Below are 23,052 nucleotides of genomic sequence, written 5' to 3'. Positions count from 1 at the left end.
CTGTTTACCGTGTTTGCCTGCGCTGAATGCGCGAAGGGGGACCGCGTGACTATCCGCTCTGCCGACGACATGGAGGGCGTGATCGCCTTTGTCGCCGCGCAAACAAGCGACGTCATTCTCCGCGCGAGCGCCGCGGGCGTGATCACCTACATTTCGCCGACCATTCGTCGCTATGGCTACCAGCCGGAGCAGTTCGTCGGCGCGTCCATCAACGGTCTGGTGCATCCTGACGACGCGCCCAGCCTGAATGCCAACAATCGGGCGCTGCTGAGCGGTGAGGTCGATCCGAACCAGAACCGCGAGCACCGCTTCCGCACCGCCGACGGCGATTGGGTCTGGTTGGAGGGCAATCCGCATGTGGTCCTTGATGACCAGGGCCACGTGGTCGAGATCATCAATATCTTCCGCGACATCACCCGTCGCAAGCAGCTGGAGGCCGCCGCCGAGGCCGAAGCCGAGCAGTTTGGAACCGCCTTTCGCGACGCGCCGATCGGCATGTCGCTGGTCGCGCTGGACGGGTCGTTCCTGCGGATCAACGAGGCCTTCTGCCGGATGGTCGGCTACAGCGAGGCCGAGCTGCTGGCGCTCGACTTCCAGAGCATCACTCACGCCGACGACCTCAACGCCGACCTCGTTCAGCTGAAACAACTGATCGCCGGCGAGATCGCCAGCTACCGGCTGGACAAGCGCTACATCCGCAAGGACGGCGTGGAGGTCTGGGGGCAGCTGTCGGTGTCGCTGGTCCGCGGCCCGGACGGGGAGCCTCGCCATCTCGTCTCGCAGGTCCAGGATCTGACCGACCGGCGGGCCGCCGAGGAGGCGCTGCGGATCAGCGAGGCGCGCTACCGGTTGCTGGCCGAGGCGAGCGAAGACATCACCGTACAGCTCGATGTGCAGGAGGGGATCACCTACGTCTCACCGGCCGTGCGGCTGTACGGCTACACGCCTCAGGATATCGTCGGTCGTCGGGTGTCCGACCTCGTTCACCCCGACGACCTGGAGCGGATACGAGGCAGCCTGGCGCTGGCCATCTCGGGCGTTGTGCTGACGCCGGAGCAGCGGTTGGTCCGCCTCCGGACAGCCGCCGGCGAATGGGTGTGGATGGAGGGCAATCCGCGCGGCATCCGCGACGACCGCGGCGACGTCATCGGCATTGTGACGACGCTGCGCGACGTCACCCAGCGCCGGGAGCAGGAGGCGCTGTTCGAGACCGCCTTCCAGCACGCTGCCCTGGGCAAGAGCATCGTGGCGCCGGGAGGACGAACGCTGCGGGCCAACAGGGCCGCCTGTCGCATCCTGGGCTATACGGAAGACCAGCTCCGGGCGCTGGAATCGACGGACCTGATACATCCCGATGACATCGGCGCGAACGGGCGGGAAGCCGAGCGCCTGCTGGCCGGTGAGATCGAGAGCTATTACAGCGACCGTCGCCTGAAGCGGGCTGACGGCGTCTACATCTGGGCGCGGATGACGGTGGCGCTGGTGCGATCCGCCGACGGCACGCCCAAGCACTTCGTGATCGAGCTGGAGGATCTGACCAGGCAGCAGGAGGCGGAAGCGGCGCTGAAAGTCAGCGAGGAGCGCTATCGCCTGATCGCCGAGAACACCTCGGACATGATCATCATGTCGGACCTGTCGGGCAAGGCGACCTATGTCAGCCAGGCCGTGCGCCAGGCCGGCCGCCGCCCCGAGGACATCCAGGGCCGCAGCTTCGTCGAGAGCGTCCACCCCGAGGACCTGCCGCGCGTGGCGGAGGCGTTCCAGAGCCTGGCCGCGGGCGGAAAGCACGAGCGGGTGCGCTGGCGCGGCCGCGACCTGGTCACAGGCGGCTGGGTCTGGCTGGAATCGAATCCCAGCCTGTTACGCGATCCCCTGAGCGGCGAGGTGACCGGCTTCCTGGACGTGATCCGAAACGTCCAGCTGCAGGTCGAGCAGGAAGAGGCGCTCAGCAAGGCCGCCACCGCCCTGCAGCAGAGCGAGGCGCGCTATCGCCTGATCGGCGAGAACACCTCGGACATCATCGTCGTGGCGCAGGCGAACGGGCGGATCGACTACATCAGCCCTTCGGTGAGCAGCATCGGCTACAAGCCCGAGGACCTGATCGGGACGGCGTTCGTCAAGCAGATGCATCCGGAAGACCTGGAGCTGGTGTGGCCGGCGCTGAAGGACCTGCCGCCGGGAACGACGGCGCCCCGGATGCGCTGGCGCGCGCAGCACAAGATCACCAAGGCCTGGGTGTGGCTGGAGTCGCAGCCCACGATGCTGAAGGACCCGGAGACCGGCGGACCGGGCGGCTTCCTGGACGTCGTTCGCGACGTCAGCCGCCAGGTCGAGCAAGAAGAGGCGCTGGCGCGGGCCCGCGCCGAGGCCGAGGCGGCCGCGGCGGCGAAGAGCCAGTTCCTGGCCAACATGAGCCATGAGATCCGCACGCCGCTGACCGCCGTCCTGGGCTTCACCAGCCTGCTGGCCGAGCTGCCGGAGTTGCCGCCGACGGCGGAAGGCTACGTCGATCGCATCGCCGGCGCGGGCAAGGGCCTGCTGGCGATCGTCAACGACATCCTCGACTTCTCGAAGCTGGAGGCCGGCAAGTTCGAGATCCGGCCGCGGCCCACCGACGTGGCGGCGCTGAGCGAAGAGACGCTGCTGATGTTCGCCACCCAGGCCGAGGGCAAGGCCCTCACCCTGGCGTTCGAGCGCGGCGAGGGCCTGCCCAAGGCGGCGATGCTGGACGGCGACAGGCTGCGCCAGACGCTGATCAACCTGATCGGCAACGCCATCAAGTTCACCGAGACGGGCGGCGTCACCCTGGCGATCGCGCCGGCGACCGGCGAGGCGATCCGCATCGAGGTGCGCGATACGGGCCCCGGCCTGGACTCCGAGGCGCAGGCGCGGCTGTTCCAGCGCTTCAGCCAGGTGGACAGCTCGATGACGCGACGGCACGGCGGCACTGGGCTGGGCCTGGCGATCTGCAAGGGCGTGGCCGAGGCGATGGGCGGCGAGATCGGGGTCTCCAGCACGCCCGGCGAGGGCGCGGTGTTCCACATGGTGCTGCCCGCCCCGACAGTGGATGCGCCCCAGGAACGCGAGAGCGACGCGGCCCCGCTGAGCATCGACGGCACGCGGGTGTTCCTGGTCGACGACAACGCCACGAACCGCGAACTGGCCCGGCGGATCCTGGAGGCCGCGGGCGCCGAGGTTCACGAGGCCGGCGACGGCGTCGAGGCGATCGAGCGGCTGGCCATGCTGCCGGTGGATGTGGTGCTGATGGACCTGCGGATGCCGCGGCTGGATGGACGCGGCGCCCTGGTCCGGCTCAGGGCCGAGCCGGGTCCCAACCAGGGCGTGCCCGTCCTGGCCTTCACCGCGGACGCCGATCTGGCCGGCGAGCACGACCTGGACGGCTTTGACGGGCTGGTGCGCAAGCCGCTGCAGCCCCTCGAGATGTACGGAACCATCGCGGCGGTCACCCAGTGGCTGCCGGACGACGAGAACATGACCTATGCAGCGTCTTGAAACGCGGCCGCGCCGCGTCCTTGTGGCCGAGGATGACCCGTTCCTGCTCGAGCTGATCACGACGCGCCTGGCGCTCGCCGGCTTCGATCCGCGGCCGGCGAAGGACGGCAACGTGGCGCTGCAGCGGCTGAACGAGTTCCGGCCCGAGGCCATGGTGCTGGACATCAACATGCCGATGCTGGACGGCTTCGGGGTGCTGGAATACATGCGCGCCCAGAGCCTGACCGAAAAGACGCCGACGCTGGTGCTGACGGCGCGCAACAGTCCGGAGGACGTCACCCGGGCGATCCGGCTGGGCGCGCGGGACTATCTGTCCAAACCGTTCAAGGACGAGCAGCTGATCGCGCGCGTGGGCCGCCTGCTGGCGCGCAGCCGCGCCTAGGTGACAGGAACCTGCAGCCGGCACGTCACGCCGGCCGGATCGTAGTCGACCTGAGCCGGGGCGCCCAGTTCGCCGGCCAGCCCGGCCAGCAGGCGCGCGCCGAAGCCGGATGAGATGGGGGGCGCGACCGTCGGTCCGCCCCGCTCGCGCCACAGCAGCTCCATCGCCCGGCCCGGCGCCGCCGACCAGGACAGCTCGACGTGGCCCTCGGACGACGAGAGCGCGCCGTACTTGACCGCATTCGTGGCCAGCTCATGCAGCGCCATCGAGAGCGCCAGGGCCACGTTGGGGGCGAGGCGGCCGGGCGGGCCGCTGACAGTGATGCGGGAGCCCGGCGGATCGTCGTACGGGCGCAGCGCCTCCAGCGCGATCTCGGCCAGGTCGGCGCTCTTCCAGTTCTCGCGCGTCAGCACGTTGTGAGCGGCCGAGAGGGCCATCAGGCGCTCGGTCAGGCGATCCCGGGCTTCTCGCGTGACAAGGCCTTCGCGCAGCGTCTGGCGGACCAGCGACTGGATGGTCGCCAGCGTGTTCTTCACCCGGTGGTTCAGCTCGTTGATCAGCAGCCGCTGGCGCTCGGCGGCCTGGCGCTCGACCCGGGCGCGCGCCAGCGCTGACCAGGTGCGGGCGGCCACGTCCTCCATCAGCGCGACGTCCTCGCGGGTCCACACGCGGGGCCGGGGTTCGTGGGCGTAGAAGAGGGCGTCCAGCCGGCCGTCGCGGACCAGCGAGACCACGATCAGGCCGCGAACCTGAATGGCCTTGTACGCCGCGTAGTTGTCGCCCGTGCGGGGGTCGAGCTTCACGTCATCGACCGCCAGATCGATGCCGCGACGCAGGTAGCCCATCAAGGTCGCGCCGAAGTCGTCCAGCACGAACCTGGAGCCGGCCAGGCTGGGCACGCCGGGCGCCGTCCAGTCGCCGCGAACATGAACCAGCCCGTCCTCGCCGATCTCGGCGTAGCCCATTCGGCCCACGTTCAGGCGCTCGCCCATCATCCGCGAGGCTGTGGAGAGAATCTCGTCCGGGTCGTCGATCAACCGCAGGGCGTCAGCGATCTCCAGAAGATAGGCGCGGCGGCGCTCCAGTTCGGCGAGGCGCGCGCGATCCGCCCGGATGCGGGCCTCGGCGGCCTTGGTCTCGGTGATGTCGGTGACCACGCCCAGCAGCCCGCTGGGTCGGCCGTCGTCGTCGGACTGCACCGACGATCGCACGCGCACCCAGCGCTCCTGGCCCGTGTCGGGGCGGGTGAGGCGGTACTCGATTTCGTAGGGCTCGCCTGTGTTCAAGGCCTGGGTGACAGCGGCGATGGCCGGATCCCGGTCGTCCGGATGGACGTGGTCCAGCATGGCGCTCCAGGTCGTGACCGTGTCCGGCGGGAAGCCGGAGATCTCGGCGGCGCGCAGCGAAAGCTCGATGACGTCGGTCGTCATGTCCCAACGCCAGTCGCCGAAGCCCGAGGTGGCCAGAGCCAGTTCCAGCCGTTCGGCGTACTCGGCCTCGCGGGCCATGCGATGGCGGCGCTCGGTGATGTCGCGGAAGCTGATTCCCAGGCCGACCTCGAGCGGGAAGGCCTTCAGGCTGAACCATCGGCCGCCCCGGATCTCGGACGGCGCTTCGACCTCGACCTCGTTGCGGCTGAGCATGGCGCGCTCGACGAACTCTCGCATCGCGGCGTCTTCGCCCAGGGCCAGTTTGTCCCAGGCCACGCGTCCGATCGCGGTCTCGCGGTCGAGTCCGTAGTGGGCCTCGGCGGCGGGGTTGATGTAGACGACGCGATGGTCGAAATCCAAGACGACGAAACCGTCGCCGAAGCGGTCAAGAATCTCAGCGATCTGGCGGCTCTCGCCGGCGACGTCACGATTGCGAGGGTCAGAAATGGTGCGCCCCCTGCAGCCCGCTGCAGTCTGGAGCTTATGTTGAGCCCACCTGCGCGCCTGCGACAAGGACGTTCGCGATACGTGGTGACGTGCGCGCAGGCCTGTGCCTTGATCGCGAGGGCTGACGGGGCAGCCGCGGGACGACTTTGACCAACACGCCCAATCCTTTGTCCGACGCACGGCTGGTCGCGGTCCTGGATAGCATCAGTGATGTCTACTACGCCGTCGATCGGGACTGGCGGCTGGTGTTGTTCAACCGCAGGGCCGAGGAGTTCTTCGGCCAGAGCCGCGAGGATATGCTGGGGCGGGGGTTCTGGGAGCTGTTTCCGCAAGGGCGCGGCACGACGTTCGGCGATCTCCTGGAAACCGCGATGCGCGAGCGTAGTCCGCAACGGATAACCGCGCCATCGGCGCTCCGGGCGGGGCGCACCGTGGACATCCGCATCAATCCGCTGAGCGACGACGACGGATTGGGCGTCTCGATCGACGACATCACCGAGCGGGCGGAAGCCGAACGCGCGGTAAAGCGCAGCGAGCAGCGGCTGGATCTGGCGGTGTCGGCCATCCGGATCGGCATCTTCGACTGGCACGTGCCGTCAGGCTGGACGATGTGGAACGGCGAAATGGAGGACATTTTCGGTATCCCGCGCGGGACGTTCGAGGGCCACGCCGACCATTTCCGCCGTCGCGTCCACCCTGAAGACCTGCCCCGGCTGGAAGCCGAGCACGCCGCGGCGATCGCGGCCGGCCGAGACCTGATCACCCACAACTTCCGCATCGTGCGGCCGGATGGCGCGGTGCGGTGGCTGGAGGGCGCGGCGCGGTTCCTGTTCGGCGCGGGCGGCGCGCTGCGTCGGATGGTGGGCGCCACCGTGGACGTGACCGACCGCAAGGTGGCCGAGGCGCACCAGCGGCTGTTGATCAATGAGCTGAACCACCGGGTGAAGAACACCCTGGCCATCGTGCAGGGGATCGCCTGGCAGTCGTTCCGCACGGGCGGCGCGCCGCCGGCGGTGCGCGAAGCCTTCGAGGGCCGTCTGGCGGCGCTCGCCGCGGCGCACGACGTGCTGACCCGCCAGAGCTGGGAAGCCGGCTCGATTCACCACATCGTCGCCGAAGCCGTCGCGCCTCATCATGCGGCCGATGGGCGGCTGACGATCGAAGGCCCGCACGTCGATCTCCCGCCCAAGACCGCGGTGGCGCTGGCGCTGGCGATGCACGAGCTGGCCACCAACGCGGTGAAGTACGGCGCTCTGTCGACGCCGCAGGGACGGGTGGCGGTGTGCTGGCAGATGGATGACGCCAAGCTGCGGCTGACCTGGGAGGAGCACGGCGGGCCGCCCGTCGGAACGGTCGTGCGCCGTGGCTTCGGTGCGCGCCTGCTGGAGCATGGCCTTTCGGCCGAGCTCAAGGGGCCGGTCATCCTGGAGTTCCGGCCCGAGGGCCTGATCTGCCGAATGGAGGCGTCGCTGGCCTAGCCGCGGACGCCGTTTCGCCCCGAAACGCGCCAGCTGAGCCGGATGGGCGCTAGAGCGCATCCCGCCGAGGATGAGGCGCCGCAGGCGATGAGGATGCGCTCCAGCAGGAAGACGACGAGCCCGTTTCTCCCGGTTGGCTTGATTAAAGCCAACCGGGACGGGCGCTAGGCCATCTCGTGCAGGTCGGTGCCCAGGCTCATCTCGAAGTCCTGGAGGGTGTCCATGAGCTGGATCGCGTGCGCGGCCAGCGGCTTGCCGCGCGGGAACTGGTAGCGCCAGTAGGTCGCGATGTGGCTGACGAGGCCGCAGCCGTCGCCGAGCGACAGGAACATTTCCGGAGACTTCAGGAGGAAGTCGCGGAAGGCCAGCGCGTTGCCCTCCATGGTCAGCTGGTTGAACACCTCGTCATAGACATTGAGGTGGTTCATCACGGACTTGACCTGACGCTCCATCTTCTGGCGCAGGCGGTGCTTGAGCTGCTCCAGCTCCTGGGCGGTCTCGGAGTCGATCGGGCCGACCACCCGCACGCGGCCCAGTTCCGCGAAGACGTCGCGCAGGTTGCCCCAGAGCGTGTTCAGGACCCACTTATAGTAGAGGAAGCCTTTCCACGCGAAGATCCCCTCCTTGTAGTTCTCCCGCTCGAGACGGAGCGTCAGACGCAGCGGTTCGAGGCGCGCGTCGGTCTGGGCCGACAGCAGGGCCTCGACCAAGCGGGCGATGTTGGCCTCCTGGCCGTCAGTGTCGCGGTAGGCCAGCTCGATCAGCTTGGCGATCTCGGAGCCCACGAAGCGCTGCATCTTGGCCAGGTCGGGGGCCGAGATCTCGAAGTGGGTCGGGCTGATATCGAAGGCCCTGCGCTTCATGTGCTCGCGCAGCAGGAACGGGTCCAGAGAGGGGAGTTCGTCGATGGCCTCGAGCACCGCCACATCGCGGCCGAAGTCGGGGTAGTCGCCGCGCAGTTCCTCGAAGATGTCGAGCCAGCCCGTCTCGGCCACGAACAGCGAGCGGCCGCCCAGCCCGAGGTCCGAGCGCTCGAACGGGATGATGAGCTTGGTGGCGGTGTAACGGACGCGATCGAACGCCTCGCGCTCAGACTCTCGCAGGCGGTGGCGCACGATGACGGCCCCGTTCAGGCTCTGCGCGATGAAGAACGGGCTCTTTTCGTGCTCGGGATTGCCGGCGTTGCGCGTTGCGAGGGCGGCCAGGTTCAGGACGCGACTGGTCGACGCGGTCTTCTCCAGACCGCGCAAGCTGCGATATGTGCGATCGGTTCCCTTGCCCAAGGCCCTATCCCCAGCGTCGTTGGCGGTCCGGGGAGGGATCACCAGCGACGCGAACGACACTCAACTGTGGCGTCTGTAAACTCCATTAATCAAAGCTCGCGATTCGGGGTCTGCGCGCGCTCTGGTGGCCATTTGGCCAGGTTCGCTTACTCAAATTGGGTCTGTTGGGGCCTTTTGCACGCCCTGGTCGGCCAGTTGACGGAACCGCGTTCGACCCGCCACGCCCTTGCGTTGCACGAGCTTCCCGAACAGGGTTCCGGAGTTTTCGTGCAGGGGATTCTGAGACGATGAAGATGCGGGGGAAAGCCATCGTGGCCGCTGTGGCCGGGTGGCTGGCGGCGGCTGGCGGGGCCATGGCGCAGGACACCCCGGCGTTCCCCCTTTCGCTGGACCGCGAGGCTCTGCTGGCGTGGCTGCAGCGCGAAACCGACATTGCGCCCGAGCGGGTGGTGGCGGTGACGCCGCAGGCGCTGACGTCGGTGGTCTCGACCTTCCCGGCGACCGCGGCGCAGGGGCCCCGGGTGGTGGTGCGGGCCGAGGCGCTGAGCGCGGACACCTATGCGCGGACCGGCGCGCTCTCATGGCACGTGTCCCTGAGCGCCGACTGTGACGGCCATCGCGTGCGTCTGGGCGAGACCACGGGCTATCCGCAGCGCAACCTGCTGGGCGAACGACGGCAGCTGCGCCCGGCCGAGACCGAGTGGCGGGCGCCCGAGCGGGGCACGGCGCTGGACAATGCCTGGCGCGCCGCGTGCGATGCCGACTTCAAGGGCCCGTTCGGCGGCAAGACCCTGAAGGTCGCGACGGAAACGGCTTCGACGCCGTCGACCCCCAAGGCCGACGCGCCGGCTGGGAAGGGCGAAGCGCCGCCCCCCCGCAATCCCGAGCCGAAGATCGCCGCTGCTCCGCGGAAGGCCGGCGGGCTGGTGGCTCAGATTGGGGCCACGCCGTCGGACGCCGACGCCCGCGGCCTTCTGAAGTCGCTCGACGGCAAGCTGGGCGGCCGAGCGGCCTGGGTCGAGAAGGCCGACGTCGGCGGTCGCACCTGGTACCGCGCCGTGGTGGGCGGCTTCTCCGACGCGGCCGACGCCAACGGCTTCTGCGCGGGCCTGAAGGCGGCGGGCAAGGGCTGCTTCGTGCGGATGGCGAGCCGATAGCGTGGCCCAGAGCGCTTTGGGGAGAGTGGACGCCGGTTTCGCCCCGAAACGCGCTCGAAATCAAAGAGATCGAGCCTGTTCATCCGGTTCAGCTGATTGCATCTGAACCGGGCAGGTTCGAGGCCAGGCGCCACTCCAGATGAGAACGGCCTAGGTTTTTCCCCTTTTAGTTGTATCACGGTGCGCGTCGGACGCGTATCTGGCGAAGATGGTCGCCGAGGCGATTGCTGCGGCCGCGAAATGGCCACAGCGGCGCCTTTTACTGCAACCGTGTGGGCGATCGGAGTCGCCCGGAGGGAGCATGCTGGCAGGGCTACGACACTTCCTGATGAACCCCTGGATGGGGCCCATCGGCATGGCGGTCTCGATCGCCCTGGCCGTGGCGCTGGCGGTGTCGGGCAGCCTTTGGCAGGCCGAGCGGGCCGCCTATGAGAACCGCATCGCGGAACTGTCGCGTGCGTCCGATCGCGCGCAGTCGGGCCTGCGCGCCGAACTTGCGGCCTGCCACCGGGCCGACCAGGAGCGCGAGGCCATGGAGGCCGAGTTCGCGAGGCGCGAGGCGACCCCCGACAAGGCGCGCGCCGCCGCCCTACTGGCCTCCCAGCCCGAGGGCATCGACGCCTGCGCCCGCATGGAGAGCGCCGACCGGGCGGTGCTGTCGAACCTGAAGCCATGAGCGCGTCTGCGAGAGCGCCTCTCCTGGTCGTGGCGGCCGCCCTGGCGTTGACCGCCTGCCAGACCACGCCCAAGCCCAAGACCGCCCCGGCGCCGCCGGCGCCCGCTCAGGTCGCGCCGCCGCCTCCGCCGCCGATCCTGGTCATGCCGTCGAGGCCTGCGCCGCCGCCGCCGCAGAGGAGCTGCGTGCCGCGCAACCTGCCGCCGCCGCCGCGGTACCCTGACACGGATGCGGCGCTGCGGTCTTCGCCGGGCGCCGCCGACCGCTACCAGCTGATGGCGGCCGGCCGGATCCTGCGTCAGCAGCGGCTGGAGGATCTGGAGCGCGTCGTCCAGAACTGTCGCTAGGCGACGAGACTAGACCGCCAGTCCCACCGTCACCGAGCCGGTGTAGCCGGCCGTGGGGTCGCCGGTGAGGGCCGGGGTCATGGCGGCGATCTGGGCGGAGGTGTTGTCGCCGAAGACATTGTCGCTGGCGGTGCTGGTCTGGGCGTAACGCTGCGCGCTCTGGCCGTAGCCCCCGGCCGCATAGACCGCCTGGCAGGCCGCCACGGGCATCGCGAACTGCGAAACCAGGCTGCGGTTCGCATAGGCCGTGGCGGTGGCGAGGCTGCGGAACACCTCGAAGTGGATGTGCGGGTAGCGGCCGGCGTAACAGCCGGGGAAGATGGTCGTGAAGGTGGCCTGGCCGTTGGCGTTGGTCGTCTGGACGCCGCGCAGGTAGTTCTGCTGGGGCAGGTCGTAGATCGAGTACTGGCCCAGCGCATCGGCATGCCAGATGTAGATGGCGTAGTCGGCCAGCGCGGCGCATGCGCTGTTCACGTTCACCAGGTTGATGGTCAGGGTCAGAGGCACGCCGGCGGCCGTGCCCGAGAGGCCGGCGAAGCTGGTGCGGATGTCGCTGCGCAGCACGCCCGAGGTGTTCAGGATGTTGGAGAGGACGCCGTTGGCCATGTTCGAGCCGTCGGCCGGATAGGGGCCATTGGTCTCGGTGGGGGTGCTGGCGCAGGCGGTCGACCCGGTCGTGCCCGTGCCGGTCGTGCCCGTGCCTGTGGTGGTGGTGGTCGTCGTCGTGGTCGTACTGGAGGCGGCGGTGGTCGCGCCGCTTTCGCCTGACCCGCCGCAGCCCTGCAACATCAGGGCGCCGCCGCCGGCCGCCATCAGGCCCAGCAGCTGCCGGCGTCGCATCATCTGAAGGTCGAAGATGAGCCCGCGGTCGTGGTCGTCGTGCATGCAGTGATCCCGTCACAGTGTTTCGTAAGAACTGCACTATGTGACCACGGATAGGCGGGCGTATTGCAGCGAGGTGTCGGCGCCGTGCCGGGCGCTGAAACGAAAGCGGCCCGGGATCGCTCCCGGGCCGTTCGCACGATGGAACTCAAGAAGATCGAGCCTGTTCCTCCGGTTCAGATGGTCCCATCTGGACCGGACAGGCTCTCGGCTGCCGATCAGAAGCGGTACTGGACCTCCACGTTGTAGGTCCGGGGCAGGATGTAGGAGACCGTCTGGTTCACCCGATTGAACAGCGGGTGGTTCACGTTGTTGCCCACTGCGTTGTTGCTGATCCGGCCGCCCGAGACCCCGGCCGAACCGCGCTGGTCGAACACGTTCTTGATCGAGCCGATGACCGCGAACTTGTCGTCCTTTTCGCGGAACACCATCCGGAAGTCGGTCGTGCCGTAGGACTTGGCCCGGTTGTAGTAGGTGTTGAAGACCGAATAGTAGGTCGAATCCCGCCACACATAGCTGGTCGACACCGACAGGCTGCCGGGGTCGAACGTCCAGGTGTAGTTCGCGTTGATCGTGAACCGATGCGGCGTCGAGGACGGCAGGCGCGAGCCCGAGATGTCCTGGTTGACGTTCACCAGCAGCGAACAGGCGTTGGCGCCCGTGCCCGTCGGCGAGCGGCCGGGGATGCAGGCGTTGGCGGCCTGAGCCGAGGCCGGCGCGATCTTGGCGCCGGGCTGGAGGGCCAGCGGATCATCCGGGTCCGGCGAGAACACGCCCTCTTTGATCTTGGCGTTCAGGTAGGAGTAGTTGGCCAGGATCTGCAGGCCGTCGATCGGCTGCCAGGTGGTCTCCAGCTCCAGGCCGAAGTTCTCGGCCTTGGGCACGTTCACGAACCGGGTCTGGTTCGCGCCGACGACCTCGTTGAAGAACGACAGCGGGATCTGGATGTCCTGGTAGTCGTAGTAGAACGCCGACGCGTTCAGCTGGAAGCGGCCGCCGAAGGTCTTCTTCAGGCCGACTTCGAAGGCGTCGATGGTTTCCTTCTCGGTGGTGACGAAGGTCTGGAGCGTCGTCGTTCCCGAGTCGAAACCGCCAGCCTTATAGCCCCGCGAGTACTTGCCGTAGACCAGGGTGTCGGCATCGGGCTTCCAGTCGACGCCGAAGGTGCCGGTCACCGCGCTCCAGTCGTAGTTCAGAAGGCGATGGCGCAGGCCCGTCGTGGCGTCGGTGTAGATGCCCGCCACGCCGCCGACGACGGCCGCGTCGGTGACCTGCACCCCGTTGACGGTGGTGAAGCCGGGGGCGGCGGCGGCGGTGATGTCCACCGGTCGGCCGTTGACTCGGCTGACCGGGCACGACGCGGTGTAGAGGCAGAACAGGCGTGCGCCTTCGAACGACGTCTTCTCATCGTGGGTGTAGCGCAGGCCAGCCGTGACCTTGAACGCGTCGTTGACCTGCCAGTCGACCTGGCCGAAGCCGGCGAAGGACTCGTTCTTGTTCTCGGATTCGCCCACCGCGTAGCGGCGGAGCGGGTTCGGCGCGGCGGCCGCGGTGGACAGCGGGTTGGTCGCGCTGAACAGGACCGGCGTCTCGAACCGCGCGTCATCAGGGAAGCGCGCGTCAGACAGGCGATAGTTCGAGCCTTCGCGGAACTGATAGACGCCGAACAGCCACTGGACCGGCCCCTCGTGGGTCGAGGAGATGTTCAGCTCGTTCGAGAACCACCAGACCTCTTCCTGGTACTGGTTGTGTTGCCTCGGGAAGTAGAGAGCGTTGACCGTCGTCGTCGGGGCCAGCGGGTTCTGCAGCGGCAGGAAGAACGGCGCCTGGCGCGACGTGCCGTCCAGGTCGGTCTGCAGGCGATAGTCGTAGTAGGTCTGGCCGGTGATGTACTTCACGTCGAAGTTGTCGGCGTGGAAGACGACCTCGAGCGTCGTGGTGGTGCTCTCGAGATTGATGAAGTTGCCGTCGTCGGTGTTGTAGCAGAACTGGCAGGTGTTGCCGGGCAGCAGGTTCGAGCCGATCCCGAAGTTGGCCGCGTTCGGCGTCAGCGGCGCCTGAAGCGCCACGTCGGTGACGCGGTTGCCGTAGGCGGCGGTGGTGCGGCCGCCGGGGCCGCGGCCCAGGGTGTGCCACTCGGTGGTGGAGTGCTTCAGCCACCATTCGACCTTGCCGTCGGCGAAGTCGCCGTCGAGCTGGCCTTCGACGGTCCAGACGGCGCCGCGGTTGCCCTCATCGGGCGTGTTGGGGTTGAGGTTCTCGAAGACCCCCTTGCCGTTATGGCCCCACGAGCCGGCGAGGCGGCCGCGGACGCCGCCGAACAGCGGGCCCGAGATGGCGCCTTCCAGCGTCTTGGAGTCGTAGTTGCCGTAGCTGGCGCGGGTCTCGGCGTAGAAGTCGTCGGTGGGCCGCTTGGACACGATGTTGAGCGCGCCGCCGATGGCGTTCTTGCCGTAGAGCGTGCCCTGCGGACCGCGCAGAACTTCCGTACGCTCCAGGAACAGGGTCGACTGGGCGAAGGCCGTCACCGAGGAGGTGTAGAAGCCGTCGTTGTACATGGCCACGCCGCCCTCGGTGGAGCGGTTGTTCGAGAAGCGGCCGATGCCGCGCAGGGACGCGCGGTCGTTGTTGGTGGAGTAGGCCAGGCCCGGCGTGAAGTTCGTCAGGTCCTGGACCGAGTTGATGCCGACCAGTTCGCGGCGCTCGTCGGTGAAGGCCGAGATGGCGACGGGCACGTCCTGGAGGGACTGCTCGCGCTTTTCGGCGGTGACCACCAGCTCTTCGATTTCCGTGGCCTGAGCCAAGGCCTCGCTGGAGAACGCTGTTAGCGCAAAGACGCAAGACAGCAGAATGCTCTTTCTGGATACCATCTGGACGTATTCCCCCAAGCCCGTTTGAACAGCGCTCATAGACGGCGCTTGATTTCGAATGTCCGGCATGGCGGACCCCACGTCAATAAGCGGGGGAGCCTTCGGAAACCGAATTCGGCCCGACGCGGAATTGAAGCCACGGTCCGTCGAATGCGCCGGATAAGTGGTTTACGGCGTACAGGGGCGGACGACTTCTTCAGGAGGCGGTATGGCGTCCGTCGCGCCGGCGGGGCAGTCTGGGGCCGGAGGACAGATGGCGAGCTATCGGCGGCGGCTGGAACAGGACCTGGACGGCTGGATCGCCCGCGGGCTGGTTCCCGCCGAGAACCGCGCCGCGATCCTGCAGGGCGTCGGCGAGGGACGCCGGTTGGACGCGGCGACGGCGCTCGCGATCATCGGCGCCCTGATGGCCGGCGTGGCGGTGATCGCCTTCATCGCCGCCAACTGGGGCGTCATCCCCCGGCTGGCGCGGTTCGGGCTGATCCTGGCGGCGTTCGGCGCGGCGGGTGGCGGGGCGGCCTGGGCCAGCGCGCGGGGGCGTCCCATCGCCGCCCAGGCCCTGCTGAGCGTCGCAGCCCTGATCTTCGCCGCCGCCATCGGCCTGACGGGGCAGATCTTCGACATCGCGGGCGATCCGCAGGCGGCGTTGCGAACCGCAGGCGTTGCGGCCGTGATCCTGGCTCTGGCGGGCCGATCGCCCTGGGCCGGCGTCGTGGCGCTGGGGATGTTCACGATCGGCGACTTCCTCGACGACCGGGTCTTCGGCCGTGACGCGGCCTGGAGCGGCTGGCTTGTGGTGGCGGCTCCCGTGGGCGCCGCGGCGGCGCTGGCGTGGCGCTCCCCGGCCCTGGCGCACGCCGCGGGGCTGGCCGCCCTGGTCGCGCCGCTGACCTTCGACCCGTTGATGCGCGACCAATCTGAGATCCTGTTCATGGCCGCCGCGGCGATCCTGGCCGTTGCGGCGCTGGGCGCGCGCCAGCTTCGCGAGCGGTTCGAGGGCGTCGCCGGCGTGCTCTATGGCTGGTTCGCATGGGGGGCGCTGCTTTGGTTCGGCGCGGCCGGCTTCGATGACAGCCTTCGCGGCGTCGCGCACTCGGTGGCCTGGCTGGCCGTCGCCTCGGCCGCCATCGCGATCGGACGGCACGACAGGCACGGCGGGGTGACGTCGGCGGGCGTCGTGGCCGTCTTTGCGGCGGGCGCGAGCCTGCTGTTCAATCTGGGCGTCGGGCTGATGACATCGGCGGCGGTGTTCGCGGGTTCGGCGCTGGTCGCCCTGGGCGTGGCGTTCGTGCTGCGCCGGAGGACGGCGGCGTGAGGTTGCCGTCACCGCCTGTGCGGATCGTGGCGGCGGTGCTGCTGCTGGCGGGCGGCCTCGTCGGCCTGGTGGTCCGCGAGAACGTGGCGCGCGAGCAGGGCCAGGAGGTGCGGCTGGCGTTGGCCGGCTACGATCCGCGTTCGCTGCTCCAGGGGCATTTCGTCCGTTTCAACCTGGCGCAGACGTTCCCCGACGGCGCAAAATGCCCGCCAGGCGCGGACGGCGTCACCCTGCAACCGAAGGGGTGGGTGGCCTTGCGGGCGGAAGGGGATCACCACGTTCCGGCCGGGGCGGCCCAGACGCGGGCAGGCGCCCTGCGCCTGGCGCCGATCGCCGTCCGCGGCACGCTGACCTGCCTGGGGACCAGCACCACGACCGAGACTCCCGGGCGGCCCGCCGAGACCACGCCGATGGTCCAATCGGTGCAGCTCGATCTCGGGGTCGACCGGATCCACCTGGACCAGTCGGACGCCGAGGCGATGGAAGCCGAACTCAGGCGCGTGTCGCCGGGCGGCGCGCCGGGCTACGCGATCCTGTCGATCGGGCGCGACGGCCGCGCCCGGGTCAAAGGCGTGATCGTCGGCCGCAAGCGCGTCGACCTCAGCTGGTTCTGAACGACCTGGGTCCGCGCCTGGGGTTCCAGCGCTACTCCGCCAGGTCCACGGCGTCGGGCTTGCGGCCTTCGGCTTCGGCCTTGCGGGCGCCGGCGAGGATGCCGGGGAGGGAGTAGTTGCCCTCGTGGCAGGCGTATTCGTAGACCGGGCCCTTGGCGGCGTTCAGGGGCATCTCGGCTTTCCAGACCTGCTTGTAGACCGTGGGGTCGTCCACTTCGAAGGCGTAGAGGATCTGGTCGGCGGACACGCGAGTAAAGCGCTCGGTGACCTTGGCGTCGGGCGACAGGAACAGGCTGGCGCCGAAGTAGGGCCGGAGGGATTCGCCCGGATTGAAGCCGGTGGTCTCGACGACCAGGGTGTCGCCTTCCCACCGGCCGATGCTTTCGCCCATCCAGTTGCGGATGTGGCGGGGCGACCGGGTCTTGTCGGCGAGGCGGATGATGCGGGCGTCGTGGTTCATCTCCACCACGATCACGACGTGATCCTTGGCCTGCTGCAGCTGGTAGTGGTTGTTGTAGAGGACGTTCATCATCGGCGGGCCGGCGGTGGAGCCGAAGCCCAGGATGCAGCGCTCGCCCAGGGGGCGGGCCTCGGGGCCGTCGAAGGTGTTGCGGGCCTTGTTCAGGGTGTCCTGGTAGAGCTTGTAGCCCTCGGGCTTATACGGGAGCCGGCCGTCGGCCGGGTCGATCAGCCACGACGTGCGAACCTCGCCCTTGATGCGCCCCATGCGGGTGCCGGGATCGGTCCAGAAGGCGTTGTAGCCCCCGGGATCCTGGCCCGCCTTGGGCGCCGGCGCATTCGGATCGGTGGGGCGGGACTGGGCCTCCATCATGCGAGCGCGGCCGCTCTCCATCGCCTTGGCCTGCTGCTCGGTGATGGTCAGCGTCTTGAACTGCGGCCCACGCTCCAGGCTGGTCAGCGAGGCGTTGGACCAGACGCCCTCGAGATCGGGCTGGCCGAAGGCGTTGCGGGGGGCCTTATAGTCGGCCGCCGTGGCCGTGAACGCGGTGGCCGCGAGGAGACCGGCCAGGAAGAGGGTGCGCATACTCAGGCCTTCTTGTCGGTGAGGGCGGCGTAGACCGCCTTGGGAGAGATGTCGCGGACGGCCGGCGTGCCGCGGCCGGGGATCGAGCCGTCGATGTTCTGGATCATGCCGACGAAGACGATGTCGTTGGTGGGGTCGATCCAGAACCAGGTGCCGAACGCGCCGCCCCACCAGTAGCTGTCCTGGCCGTGGGGCAGGCCGCTCTCGGCCGGGCGCTCGTGGACAGCGAAGTCCATGCCGAAGCCCAGGCCCTTCTGGACGGGGCCGTAGAGGTCGATGCCGACGCCGGGCCGGAGGACAGACTTGCGCATCAGCTTGACGGTCTCGGATCTGAGAACCCGGGCGCCGTCCAGCTCGCCGCCGTTCAGCAGGGCCTGGCAGAAGCGGAAGTAGTCGGGGGCGGTCGAGTAGAGGCCGCCCGAGCCTGCGAGGAAGCGCGGCTTGGCGGTGGCGCGGCGCATCTCTCCAGGCATGCGGGCGATCTTGCCGTCCACATAGTTGTGCACGGCCACGAGGCGGTCGACCTTGGCCGGATCGACCCAGAACTGGGTGTCGGGCATCTTCAGCGGCGTGAAGATGTGCTTCTGGAAGTAGTCGGCGAGGTCCATTCCCGACATTTTTTCAACGATATAGCCCTGGATGTTCACGACGGGGCCATAGGCCCAGTCGGTGCCCGGCTGGCTGACCAGCGGCAGCTTGGCCAGCTTGTCGATCATGCCCTGCAGGTCGGTCTCGGAGAGGTTGGCGCCCTCGTAGACCGAGCTCACGCCGAAGCCGGCGGTGTGGCTCATCAGCTGGGCCATCGTCATCGGGCTGGCCTGATCCACGTCGCCCGCCGGGGTCTTGACCTTGAGGCCGGCGAACTGGGGCACGAACTTCGAGACCGGGTCGTCCAGCTTCCACTTGCCCTGCTCGTAGAGCTGCATCATCGCCACGCCGGTGATCGGCTTGGTCATCGAGGCGATGCGGAAGATCGAGTCGGTGGTCATCGGCGCGGGCCCCGAGGCGTCCTGCTTGCCGTAGGCGTCGAGGTTCACGACCTTGCCCTTGCGGGCCAGCAGGGTAACCACGCCGGCCAGCTTCTGCTGATCGACCAGCGCATGCATCTCGGTGTTCAGCGCGGCGACGCCTGCGGCCGAAAAACCGGCCGAAGCCGGCGGTTGCACGGCGATCTTGGCCCAGGCGGGCGCGGCGGCGAAGCCCGCGGCCCCTGCAACGCCGGCCAATAGGCCCCGACGATCCAACATCGCATTCTCCCCAATACCCGGTCCGTGAAGCGGACTCTACGAACGGACCCTAGCCCGTCGGGGGGACGTTGGCTCTTTCGTATTGCGGGTATGTTGCAGGCCGCCCGCGCGCGGGCGCACGGCGGCCTGCGTCGTGGCCCGCGGTCAGGCTGGCAGGTGCGCGTTTCGACGGCGCAGTATCGCGCCCACGCCGCCCAGGCCCAGGATCATCATCGCCCAGGTGGTGGGCTCAGGAACGCCGGGACCGGCCGTTCCGAAAGCCAGCGTGTTGCCGCCACCGGCCAGCGCTCGGTTGTCGAGCGTTCCGGTGAAGATCGAGGCGCCCGAGGCGTTGAAGATCTCGACGTTGTAGATGTCGCGCTCCCCGAAGATGTCGGCGCGGCCGAAGATCGTCAGGCTGGAGAGATTGTAGGTGGCCGCCAGGCTGATCTCGAGGAACTCCCCGAAGCCCGGACTGTCCGCGTGATAGATGTGCGGATAGCCGACGGGGGCCACGCCATCGATGGCGTTGCTCGGGTTGGCCGGGGTGTCGTAGTTGCCGCTGCCAGTGGCGGTGGCGCCGTTGGTGGCGAGGGCGACATTGATGCCCGTTAGATCCTGCAACGCCTGGACCTCGCCAACCTGCAACCAGTCCCCGTTCGCGTTCGTCACGCGGATTGTCTTCGCCCCCAGCACGGCGGCGGCGTCGGCGGCCCCGGTGATCGCCAGGGCGGCGGCCATCGATGACCAGAAGATTTTTGACATCTGCACCCTCCTGCGCCCCAGCACATCGCGGGCCGCTCAAAGGGCTTAGGCGCCGCGCCACCGGAAGACGGTTCAGCGTGGGCCCGAAAAAAGTTTCGCGGCTGGAGCGACCTCAAGCCGGTTGATACGGTCGGCCTCGAACAATCGCTGGGGGAATCGCGTGGCGGGCGTCAGGACGGTCGAAGCGGCGGTGGGGAAGCGCCCGCTGTGGACGCAGCTCTACGTGCAGGTTCTTGCCGCGATCGCCCTGGGCGCCCTCATCGGCCACGTCTGGCCACAGACCGGGGAGGCGCTCAAGCCGCTGGGCGACGCCTTCATCAAGCTGGTGAAGATGATCATCGCCCCGGTGATCTTCCTGACGGTCGTCACCGGCATCGCCGGCATGCGCGACCTGGGGAAGGCCGGCGGGACGGCCGTGAAGGCGTTCGCCTACTTCATCACGGTGTCGAGCTTCGCCCTGATCGTCGGGCTGATCGTGGCCAACACGGTGCATCCCGGCTGGGCGATGAAGGCGGTCGATCCGGCGTCGCTGGATGTGACCAAGGTCACCGGCTACGCGGACAAGGCCCACGACCTGACTATCGTCGGCTTCCTGATGGATGTGATCCCGACCTCGGTCGTGGGCGCGTTCGCCGACGGCAACATCCTGCAGGTGCTGTTCTTCGCGATCCCGTTCGGCATCGCCCTGGCGATGATCGGCGAGAAGGGCCAGCCGGTGCTGACCGTGCTGGACGCGACGGCCCAGGCCTTCTTCAAGCTGGTGGCGATCTTCATGCGCGCCGCGCCGATCGGGGCGTTCGGGGCCTTCGCCTTCACCATCGGCAAGTACGGCATCGCCTCGGTGGTGAGCCTCGCCGGGCTGGTGGCGACCTTCTACATCACCTCGATCCTGTTCGTGTTGGTGGTGCTGGGCGCTATCGCGGCGCTTAACGGCTTTTCGATCCTGAAGCTGATCCGCTACCTGAAGGAGGAGCTGCTGCTCGTCCTGGGCACATCGTCGTCCGAGGCCGCGCTGCCCTCGCTGCTGGAGAAGATGGAGCGGGCGGGCGCGTCCAAGTCGGTCGTGGGGATGGTGGTGCCCACCGGCTACTCGTTCAACCTGGACGGCACGAACATCTACATGACGCTGGCGGCGCTCTTCATCGCCCAGGCGATGCGGATCGAGCTGTCGCTGGAGGACCAGCTGCTGCTGCTGGGCGTGGCGATGCTGAGCTCGAAGGGGGCGGCCGGCGTCACGGGGGCCGGGTTCATCACCCTGGCCGCGACGCTGCAGGTTGTGCCGACGGTGCCCCTGGCAGGGATGACGCTGATCCTGGGGATCGACCGCTTCATGAGCGAGTGCCGGGCGCTGACCAACTTCATCGGCAACGCCGTGGCCAGCCTGGTGGTGGCGCGCTGGGAAGGGCAGCTGGATCGCGAGAAGCTCGCGGCGGTGCTGAACGCCAAGCCCGGCGAGCTGGCGGCGCGACCGATCGAGGCCGACGCGGACTGATCAGGCGGTCTTGAGCGCCTGGGGCGTGATCGAGGCGTGGCCGACGCACCGCTTGATGGTCGCCATGAGGCCCGACACCAGGATGGGCTTGGAGACGAAGTCGTTGAAACCCAGGGCCACATACTCGGCCGGCCGACGGGAATAGACGTCGGCGGTCAGCGCGATGACCGGGGTGGTGCGTTCGGGTCCGGGAGACTCGCGGAGCCGCTCGATGACCTCGATGCCGGTCATGCCCGGCATGTGGATGTCCAGCAGCATGAGGTCGAACGTCTCGACGGCCAGGCGATCCAGGGCGTCCTTGCCGCTGCACGCCATCACCGCCTGGTGCCCGAAGGCGCCCAGGATCTCCTGCACGACGCGCAGGTTCATCGGATCGTCATCGACGTGCAGGACCTTGAGGCTCCTGCCGCTGTCACCCGGGTGGGACACGGGCTGGCTCCGAGGGGCGGCGCTCAGGGGGAAAGCGCCCGACAACGCCATGAAACTGGGCCCCGGAGTTTAAGGTAAGGCTATCGGATGTGCTGAATCCGGGTTTACCACGGCGATTGGCCGGGAATGCCTTAGCCGCCGGGCCGGCGGCGTCGTGCGCACCCGCCTCAGATCAGGCCCGATGCGGCCATGATGATCGCGACCGCCGAGGCGCACAGCGCCATTGTCTCCGGAAGCCTTGACCATCGGATGGCGTAACGGACGCGCATGCGGACCTCTGCAGGATGCTGGGGCTCGCCACCCGGACCACCGCACTCGGGGGGAGGGATGGGTCGCGGAAAAGGTCGGGGGCTGGGGCGGCCGCCGGCCTTCGGTCCGGGTGACGAGGTCTCGTAAATCCAGTTGTCTGGAGTTTAGTAAATACTGGATTCACGACTGTCAAGCGGCGGTCACTCGCCTGTCGGGGATTTCGCCGCCGCGGGTGCGGCCCTGCGTTCGCGCCCAAGGGTCGCCGTGGCCTGACATCTCGCGCTGCCGACCCGAGCTGTCGCCGGTCTCACCGCGGGGCCGGCGCGCTGGCGAGGCGCATCATCAGTTTCACCAGCTCGGCCTGACGGGAGACGCCCGTCTTGTCGAAAATCCTGGCCAGCTGGAAGCGCACGGTGTTGACGCTGAGCCCGAACTTCTCGGCCGCCTCGGCCAGCGTCAGGCCTTCGAAAATGGCGGCGGCCAGGCGAACCTCGGCGGCGGTGAGCCCGAACAGGTCGCGCAGCTCGCTGTCGGGCGCATCGACCGGCGACTCCAGGTCGGTCACGCTCACCAGGACGGGCGCCGTGGCTCGGAAGACGGCGCCCTCGTCCAGAGGCAGGGGCGCCGTCCGCAGCGCCAGCGCCGCTCCGCCGTCGCTGCGCGGCACGCTCATGGACCCCCCGGTGCGCGCGGCGTCGCGATGGGCGGCCAGCCCCACCAGCCGCTCAAAACGTCGTGCGGCGTCGCCGTCATGGGGCGTCAGACGCCCGTTCAGGACGGTCAGCCCGAGCCGTCCCCGCAGGATATTCTCGGCGGCGCGGTTGGCGAAGATCAGCGTGCATGCGGCGTCCACGAGAAACAGCGGATGCGCTGAGTTGTGGAGCGCGTCTGACAGGCTTCGGACCACGCCGAGCGGGCCGGCCAGCCGCCGGCCGATGGCGTAGGCCCGCACCATGTGCGGCTGCAGCCGTCCAGCCAGAGCCAGATCGTCGGACTCGAAGGCGTCACCGGTCCGGCGACCGATGTTGATGGTGCTGGCCACCGATCCTTCGGCGCCCAGCCGGATGAACAGAGCGCGGTCGACGTCCTGGGGGCGCATGAAATCGTTGTAGTATTCGGACGCGTGGTAGGCGTCGCGGTCGAGGCAGTCCTCGTCGGTCTGGATCCGCTGGCTCAACGTCAGGGCCACGCCCGGATTCGCGTCATCGGACTTGAAGATGTTCAGCGCGCCGAAGTGCTGGGCGTAGGCGTCGACCCACGCGGGATCGGAGCGGTAGAGGATCGCCTCGACCCCGGCGCCGGTGGACATGTCGATGCGCGTCAGGCAGCCGCGGAGACCTCCGACCGACTCCGAGAGACGCTCCATAACGTCAACCCAGAGGTTGGGATCGTAGGCGGACGCGTAGATCCGCTGGATCAGGTCTTCCTCGGACTCCAGGTTCGCGCCCACGC

18 protein-coding genes are annotated in these 23,052 nt (G+C 68.6%); 9 read left to right on the top strand and 9 right to left on the bottom strand.

Annotation, left to right across the window (positions count from 1 at the left end):
- Positions 1 to 45 precede the first annotated feature (45 nt).
- Entirely contained in the window at positions 46 to 3,513 is a 3,468-nt protein-coding gene (locus ACQ66R_RS05015; protein WP_430419789.1) for a PAS domain S-box protein, read from the top strand.
- A complete protein-coding gene (locus ACQ66R_RS05010; protein ID WP_430419787.1) occupies positions 3,500 to 3,895 on the top strand; it encodes a response regulator in 396 nt (131 codons plus the stop codon). The genes ACQ66R_RS05015 and ACQ66R_RS05010 overlap by 14 nt, the downstream gene beginning before the upstream one ends.
- On the opposite strand, the gene ACQ66R_RS05005 is transcribed toward ACQ66R_RS05010, so the two are convergent.
- Positions 3,892 to 5,952: a PAS domain-containing sensor histidine kinase gene (locus tag ACQ66R_RS05005; RefSeq protein ID WP_430419785.1), complete on the bottom strand. Its 2,061-nt coding sequence runs from the start codon at positions 5,950 to 5,952 to the stop codon at positions 3,892 to 3,894. The genes ACQ66R_RS05010 and ACQ66R_RS05005 overlap by 4 nt on opposite strands.
- On the opposite strand from ACQ66R_RS05005, the gene ACQ66R_RS05000 reads away from it, so the two are divergent.
- The gene (locus tag ACQ66R_RS05000; RefSeq protein WP_430419783.1) at positions 5,919 to 7,250 is read left to right on the top strand and encodes a sensor histidine kinase; all 1,332 of its coding nucleotides are present in this window, start codon (positions 5,919 to 5,921) and stop codon (positions 7,248 to 7,250) included. The genes ACQ66R_RS05005 and ACQ66R_RS05000 overlap by 34 nt on opposite strands.
- Positions 7,251 to 7,414: 164 nt before the next feature.
- Here the strand turns inward: ACQ66R_RS05000 and ACQ66R_RS04995 are convergent, their stop codons facing one another.
- On the bottom strand, positions 7,415 to 8,533 hold the full coding sequence (locus ACQ66R_RS04995; RefSeq protein ID WP_430419782.1) for a hypothetical protein: 1,119 nt from the start codon (positions 8,531 to 8,533) through the stop codon (positions 7,415 to 7,417).
- Positions 8,534 to 8,826: 293 nt separating this feature from the next.
- Here ACQ66R_RS04995 and ACQ66R_RS04990 point away from each other — a divergent pair, with 293 nt between their 5' ends.
- The 3 genes from ACQ66R_RS04990 to ACQ66R_RS04980 all read left to right on the top strand — a co-directional run bounded on the left by ACQ66R_RS04990 (position 8,827) and on the right by ACQ66R_RS04980 (position 10,713).
- A complete protein-coding gene (locus ACQ66R_RS04990) occupies positions 8,827 to 9,690 on the top strand; it encodes an SPOR domain-containing protein (protein ID WP_430419780.1) in 864 nt (287 codons plus the stop codon).
- A gap of 301 nt (positions 9,691 to 9,991) precedes the next feature.
- Positions 9,992 to 10,366 (top strand): hypothetical protein, encoded by a 375-nt coding sequence (locus tag ACQ66R_RS04985; protein ID WP_430419779.1) that lies wholly within the window; start codon positions 9,992 to 9,994, stop codon positions 10,364 to 10,366.
- Positions 10,363 to 10,713, top strand: a complete 351-nt coding sequence (locus ACQ66R_RS04980) for a hypothetical protein (protein WP_430419777.1) — start codon at positions 10,363 to 10,365, stop codon at positions 10,711 to 10,713. Before ACQ66R_RS04985 ends, ACQ66R_RS04980 begins: the two co-directional genes overlap by 4 nt.
- A 9-nt stretch (positions 10,714 to 10,722) precedes the next feature.
- Here ACQ66R_RS04980 and ACQ66R_RS04975 read toward each other — a convergent pair whose 3' ends face one another.
- Both ACQ66R_RS04975 and ACQ66R_RS04970 read right to left on the bottom strand, forming a co-directional pair.
- Entirely contained in the window at positions 10,723 to 11,598 is an 876-nt protein-coding gene (locus ACQ66R_RS04975) for an intradiol ring-cleavage dioxygenase (protein WP_430419775.1), read from the bottom strand.
- Between the two features lie 215 nt (positions 11,599 to 11,813).
- On the bottom strand, positions 11,814 to 14,399 hold the full coding sequence (locus ACQ66R_RS04970; protein ID WP_430419773.1) for a TonB-dependent receptor: 2,586 nt from the start codon (positions 14,397 to 14,399) through the stop codon (positions 11,814 to 11,816).
- 319 nt (positions 14,400 to 14,718) lie between these two features.
- On the opposite strand from ACQ66R_RS04970, the gene ACQ66R_RS04965 reads away from it, so the two are divergent.
- On the top strand, positions 14,719 to 15,780 hold the full coding sequence (locus ACQ66R_RS04965; RefSeq protein WP_430419771.1) for a DUF2157 domain-containing protein: 1,062 nt from the start codon (positions 14,719 to 14,721) through the stop codon (positions 15,778 to 15,780).
- Entirely contained in the window at positions 15,777 to 16,394 is a 618-nt protein-coding gene (locus tag ACQ66R_RS04960; protein ID WP_430419770.1) for a GDYXXLXY domain-containing protein, read from the top strand. Before ACQ66R_RS04965 ends, ACQ66R_RS04960 begins: the two co-directional genes overlap by 4 nt.
- A gap of 31 nt (positions 16,395 to 16,425) precedes the next feature.
- Here the strand turns inward: ACQ66R_RS04960 and ACQ66R_RS04955 are convergent, their stop codons facing one another.
- The 3 genes from ACQ66R_RS04955 to ACQ66R_RS04945 form a co-directional block, all read right to left on the bottom strand.
- Complete coding sequence (locus tag ACQ66R_RS04955) at positions 16,426 to 17,439, bottom strand: hypothetical protein (RefSeq protein WP_430419768.1); 1,014 nt, start codon at positions 17,437 to 17,439, stop codon at positions 16,426 to 16,428.
- 2 nt (positions 17,440 to 17,441) lie between these two features.
- Entirely contained in the window at positions 17,442 to 18,686 is a 1,245-nt protein-coding gene (locus ACQ66R_RS04950) for a serine hydrolase domain-containing protein (protein WP_430419767.1), read from the bottom strand.
- Between the two features lie 144 nt (positions 18,687 to 18,830).
- Positions 18,831 to 19,430: a PEPxxWA-CTERM sorting domain-containing protein gene (locus tag ACQ66R_RS04945; protein WP_430419765.1), complete on the bottom strand. Its 600-nt coding sequence runs from the start codon at positions 19,428 to 19,430 to the stop codon at positions 18,831 to 18,833.
- Positions 19,431 to 19,590: 160 nt separating this feature from the next.
- Here ACQ66R_RS04945 and ACQ66R_RS04940 point away from each other — a divergent pair, with 160 nt between their 5' ends.
- Positions 19,591 to 20,922, top strand: a complete 1,332-nt coding sequence (locus ACQ66R_RS04940) for a dicarboxylate/amino acid:cation symporter (protein WP_430419764.1) — start codon at positions 19,591 to 19,593, stop codon at positions 20,920 to 20,922.
- Here ACQ66R_RS04940 and ACQ66R_RS04935 read toward each other — a convergent pair whose 3' ends face one another.
- Positions 20,923 to 21,351 carry a response regulator gene (locus ACQ66R_RS04935; RefSeq protein ID WP_430419762.1) on the bottom strand — a complete coding sequence of 143 codons (429 nt, stop codon included), beginning with the start codon at positions 21,349 to 21,351 and terminating at the stop codon, positions 20,923 to 20,925.
- Between the two features lie 556 nt (positions 21,352 to 21,907).
- Positions 21,908 to 23,050, bottom strand: coding sequence for a helix-turn-helix transcriptional regulator (locus tag ACQ66R_RS04930; RefSeq protein ID WP_430419760.1), 1,143 nt, complete (start codon positions 23,048 to 23,050; stop codon positions 21,908 to 21,910).
- Between the last annotated feature and the right edge of the window lie 2 nt (positions 23,051 to 23,052).

The organism is Phenylobacterium sp. (assembly GCF_965284355.1).
Lineage (GTDB): Bacteria > Pseudomonadota > Alphaproteobacteria > Caulobacterales > Caulobacteraceae > Phenylobacterium.
Note: the sequence above shows the minus strand (reverse complement) of the source record. Positions and strands in the feature narration are given on the sequence as shown.

Coding starts and splice junctions, on each gene's coding strand:
- ACQ66R_RS04980 (WP_430419777.1), top strand. CDS start 10,363: ATGAGCGCGTCTGCGAGAGCGCCTCTCCTGGTCGTGGCGGCCGCCCTG.
- ACQ66R_RS04950 (WP_430419767.1), bottom strand. CDS start 18,686: ATGTTGGATCGTCGGGGCCTATTGGCCGGCGTTGCAGGGGCCGCGGGC.
- ACQ66R_RS04945 (WP_430419765.1), bottom strand. CDS start 19,430: ATGTCAAAAATCTTCTGGTCATCGATGGCCGCCGCCCTGGCGATCACC.
- ACQ66R_RS04985 (WP_430419779.1), top strand. CDS start 9,992: ATGCTGGCAGGGCTACGACACTTCCTGATGAACCCCTGGATGGGGCCC.
- ACQ66R_RS04975 (WP_430419775.1), bottom strand. CDS start 11,598: ATGCACGACGACCACGACCGCGGGCTCATCTTCGACCTTCAGATGATG.
- ACQ66R_RS04990 (WP_430419780.1), top strand. CDS start 8,827: ATGCGGGGGAAAGCCATCGTGGCCGCTGTGGCCGGGTGGCTGGCGGCG.
- ACQ66R_RS04965 (WP_430419771.1), top strand. CDS start 14,719: ATGGCGAGCTATCGGCGGCGGCTGGAACAGGACCTGGACGGCTGGATC.
- ACQ66R_RS04955 (WP_430419768.1), bottom strand. CDS start 17,439: ATGCGCACCCTCTTCCTGGCCGGTCTCCTCGCGGCCACCGCGTTCACG.
- ACQ66R_RS05010 (WP_430419787.1), top strand. CDS start 3,500: ATGCAGCGTCTTGAAACGCGGCCGCGCCGCGTCCTTGTGGCCGAGGAT.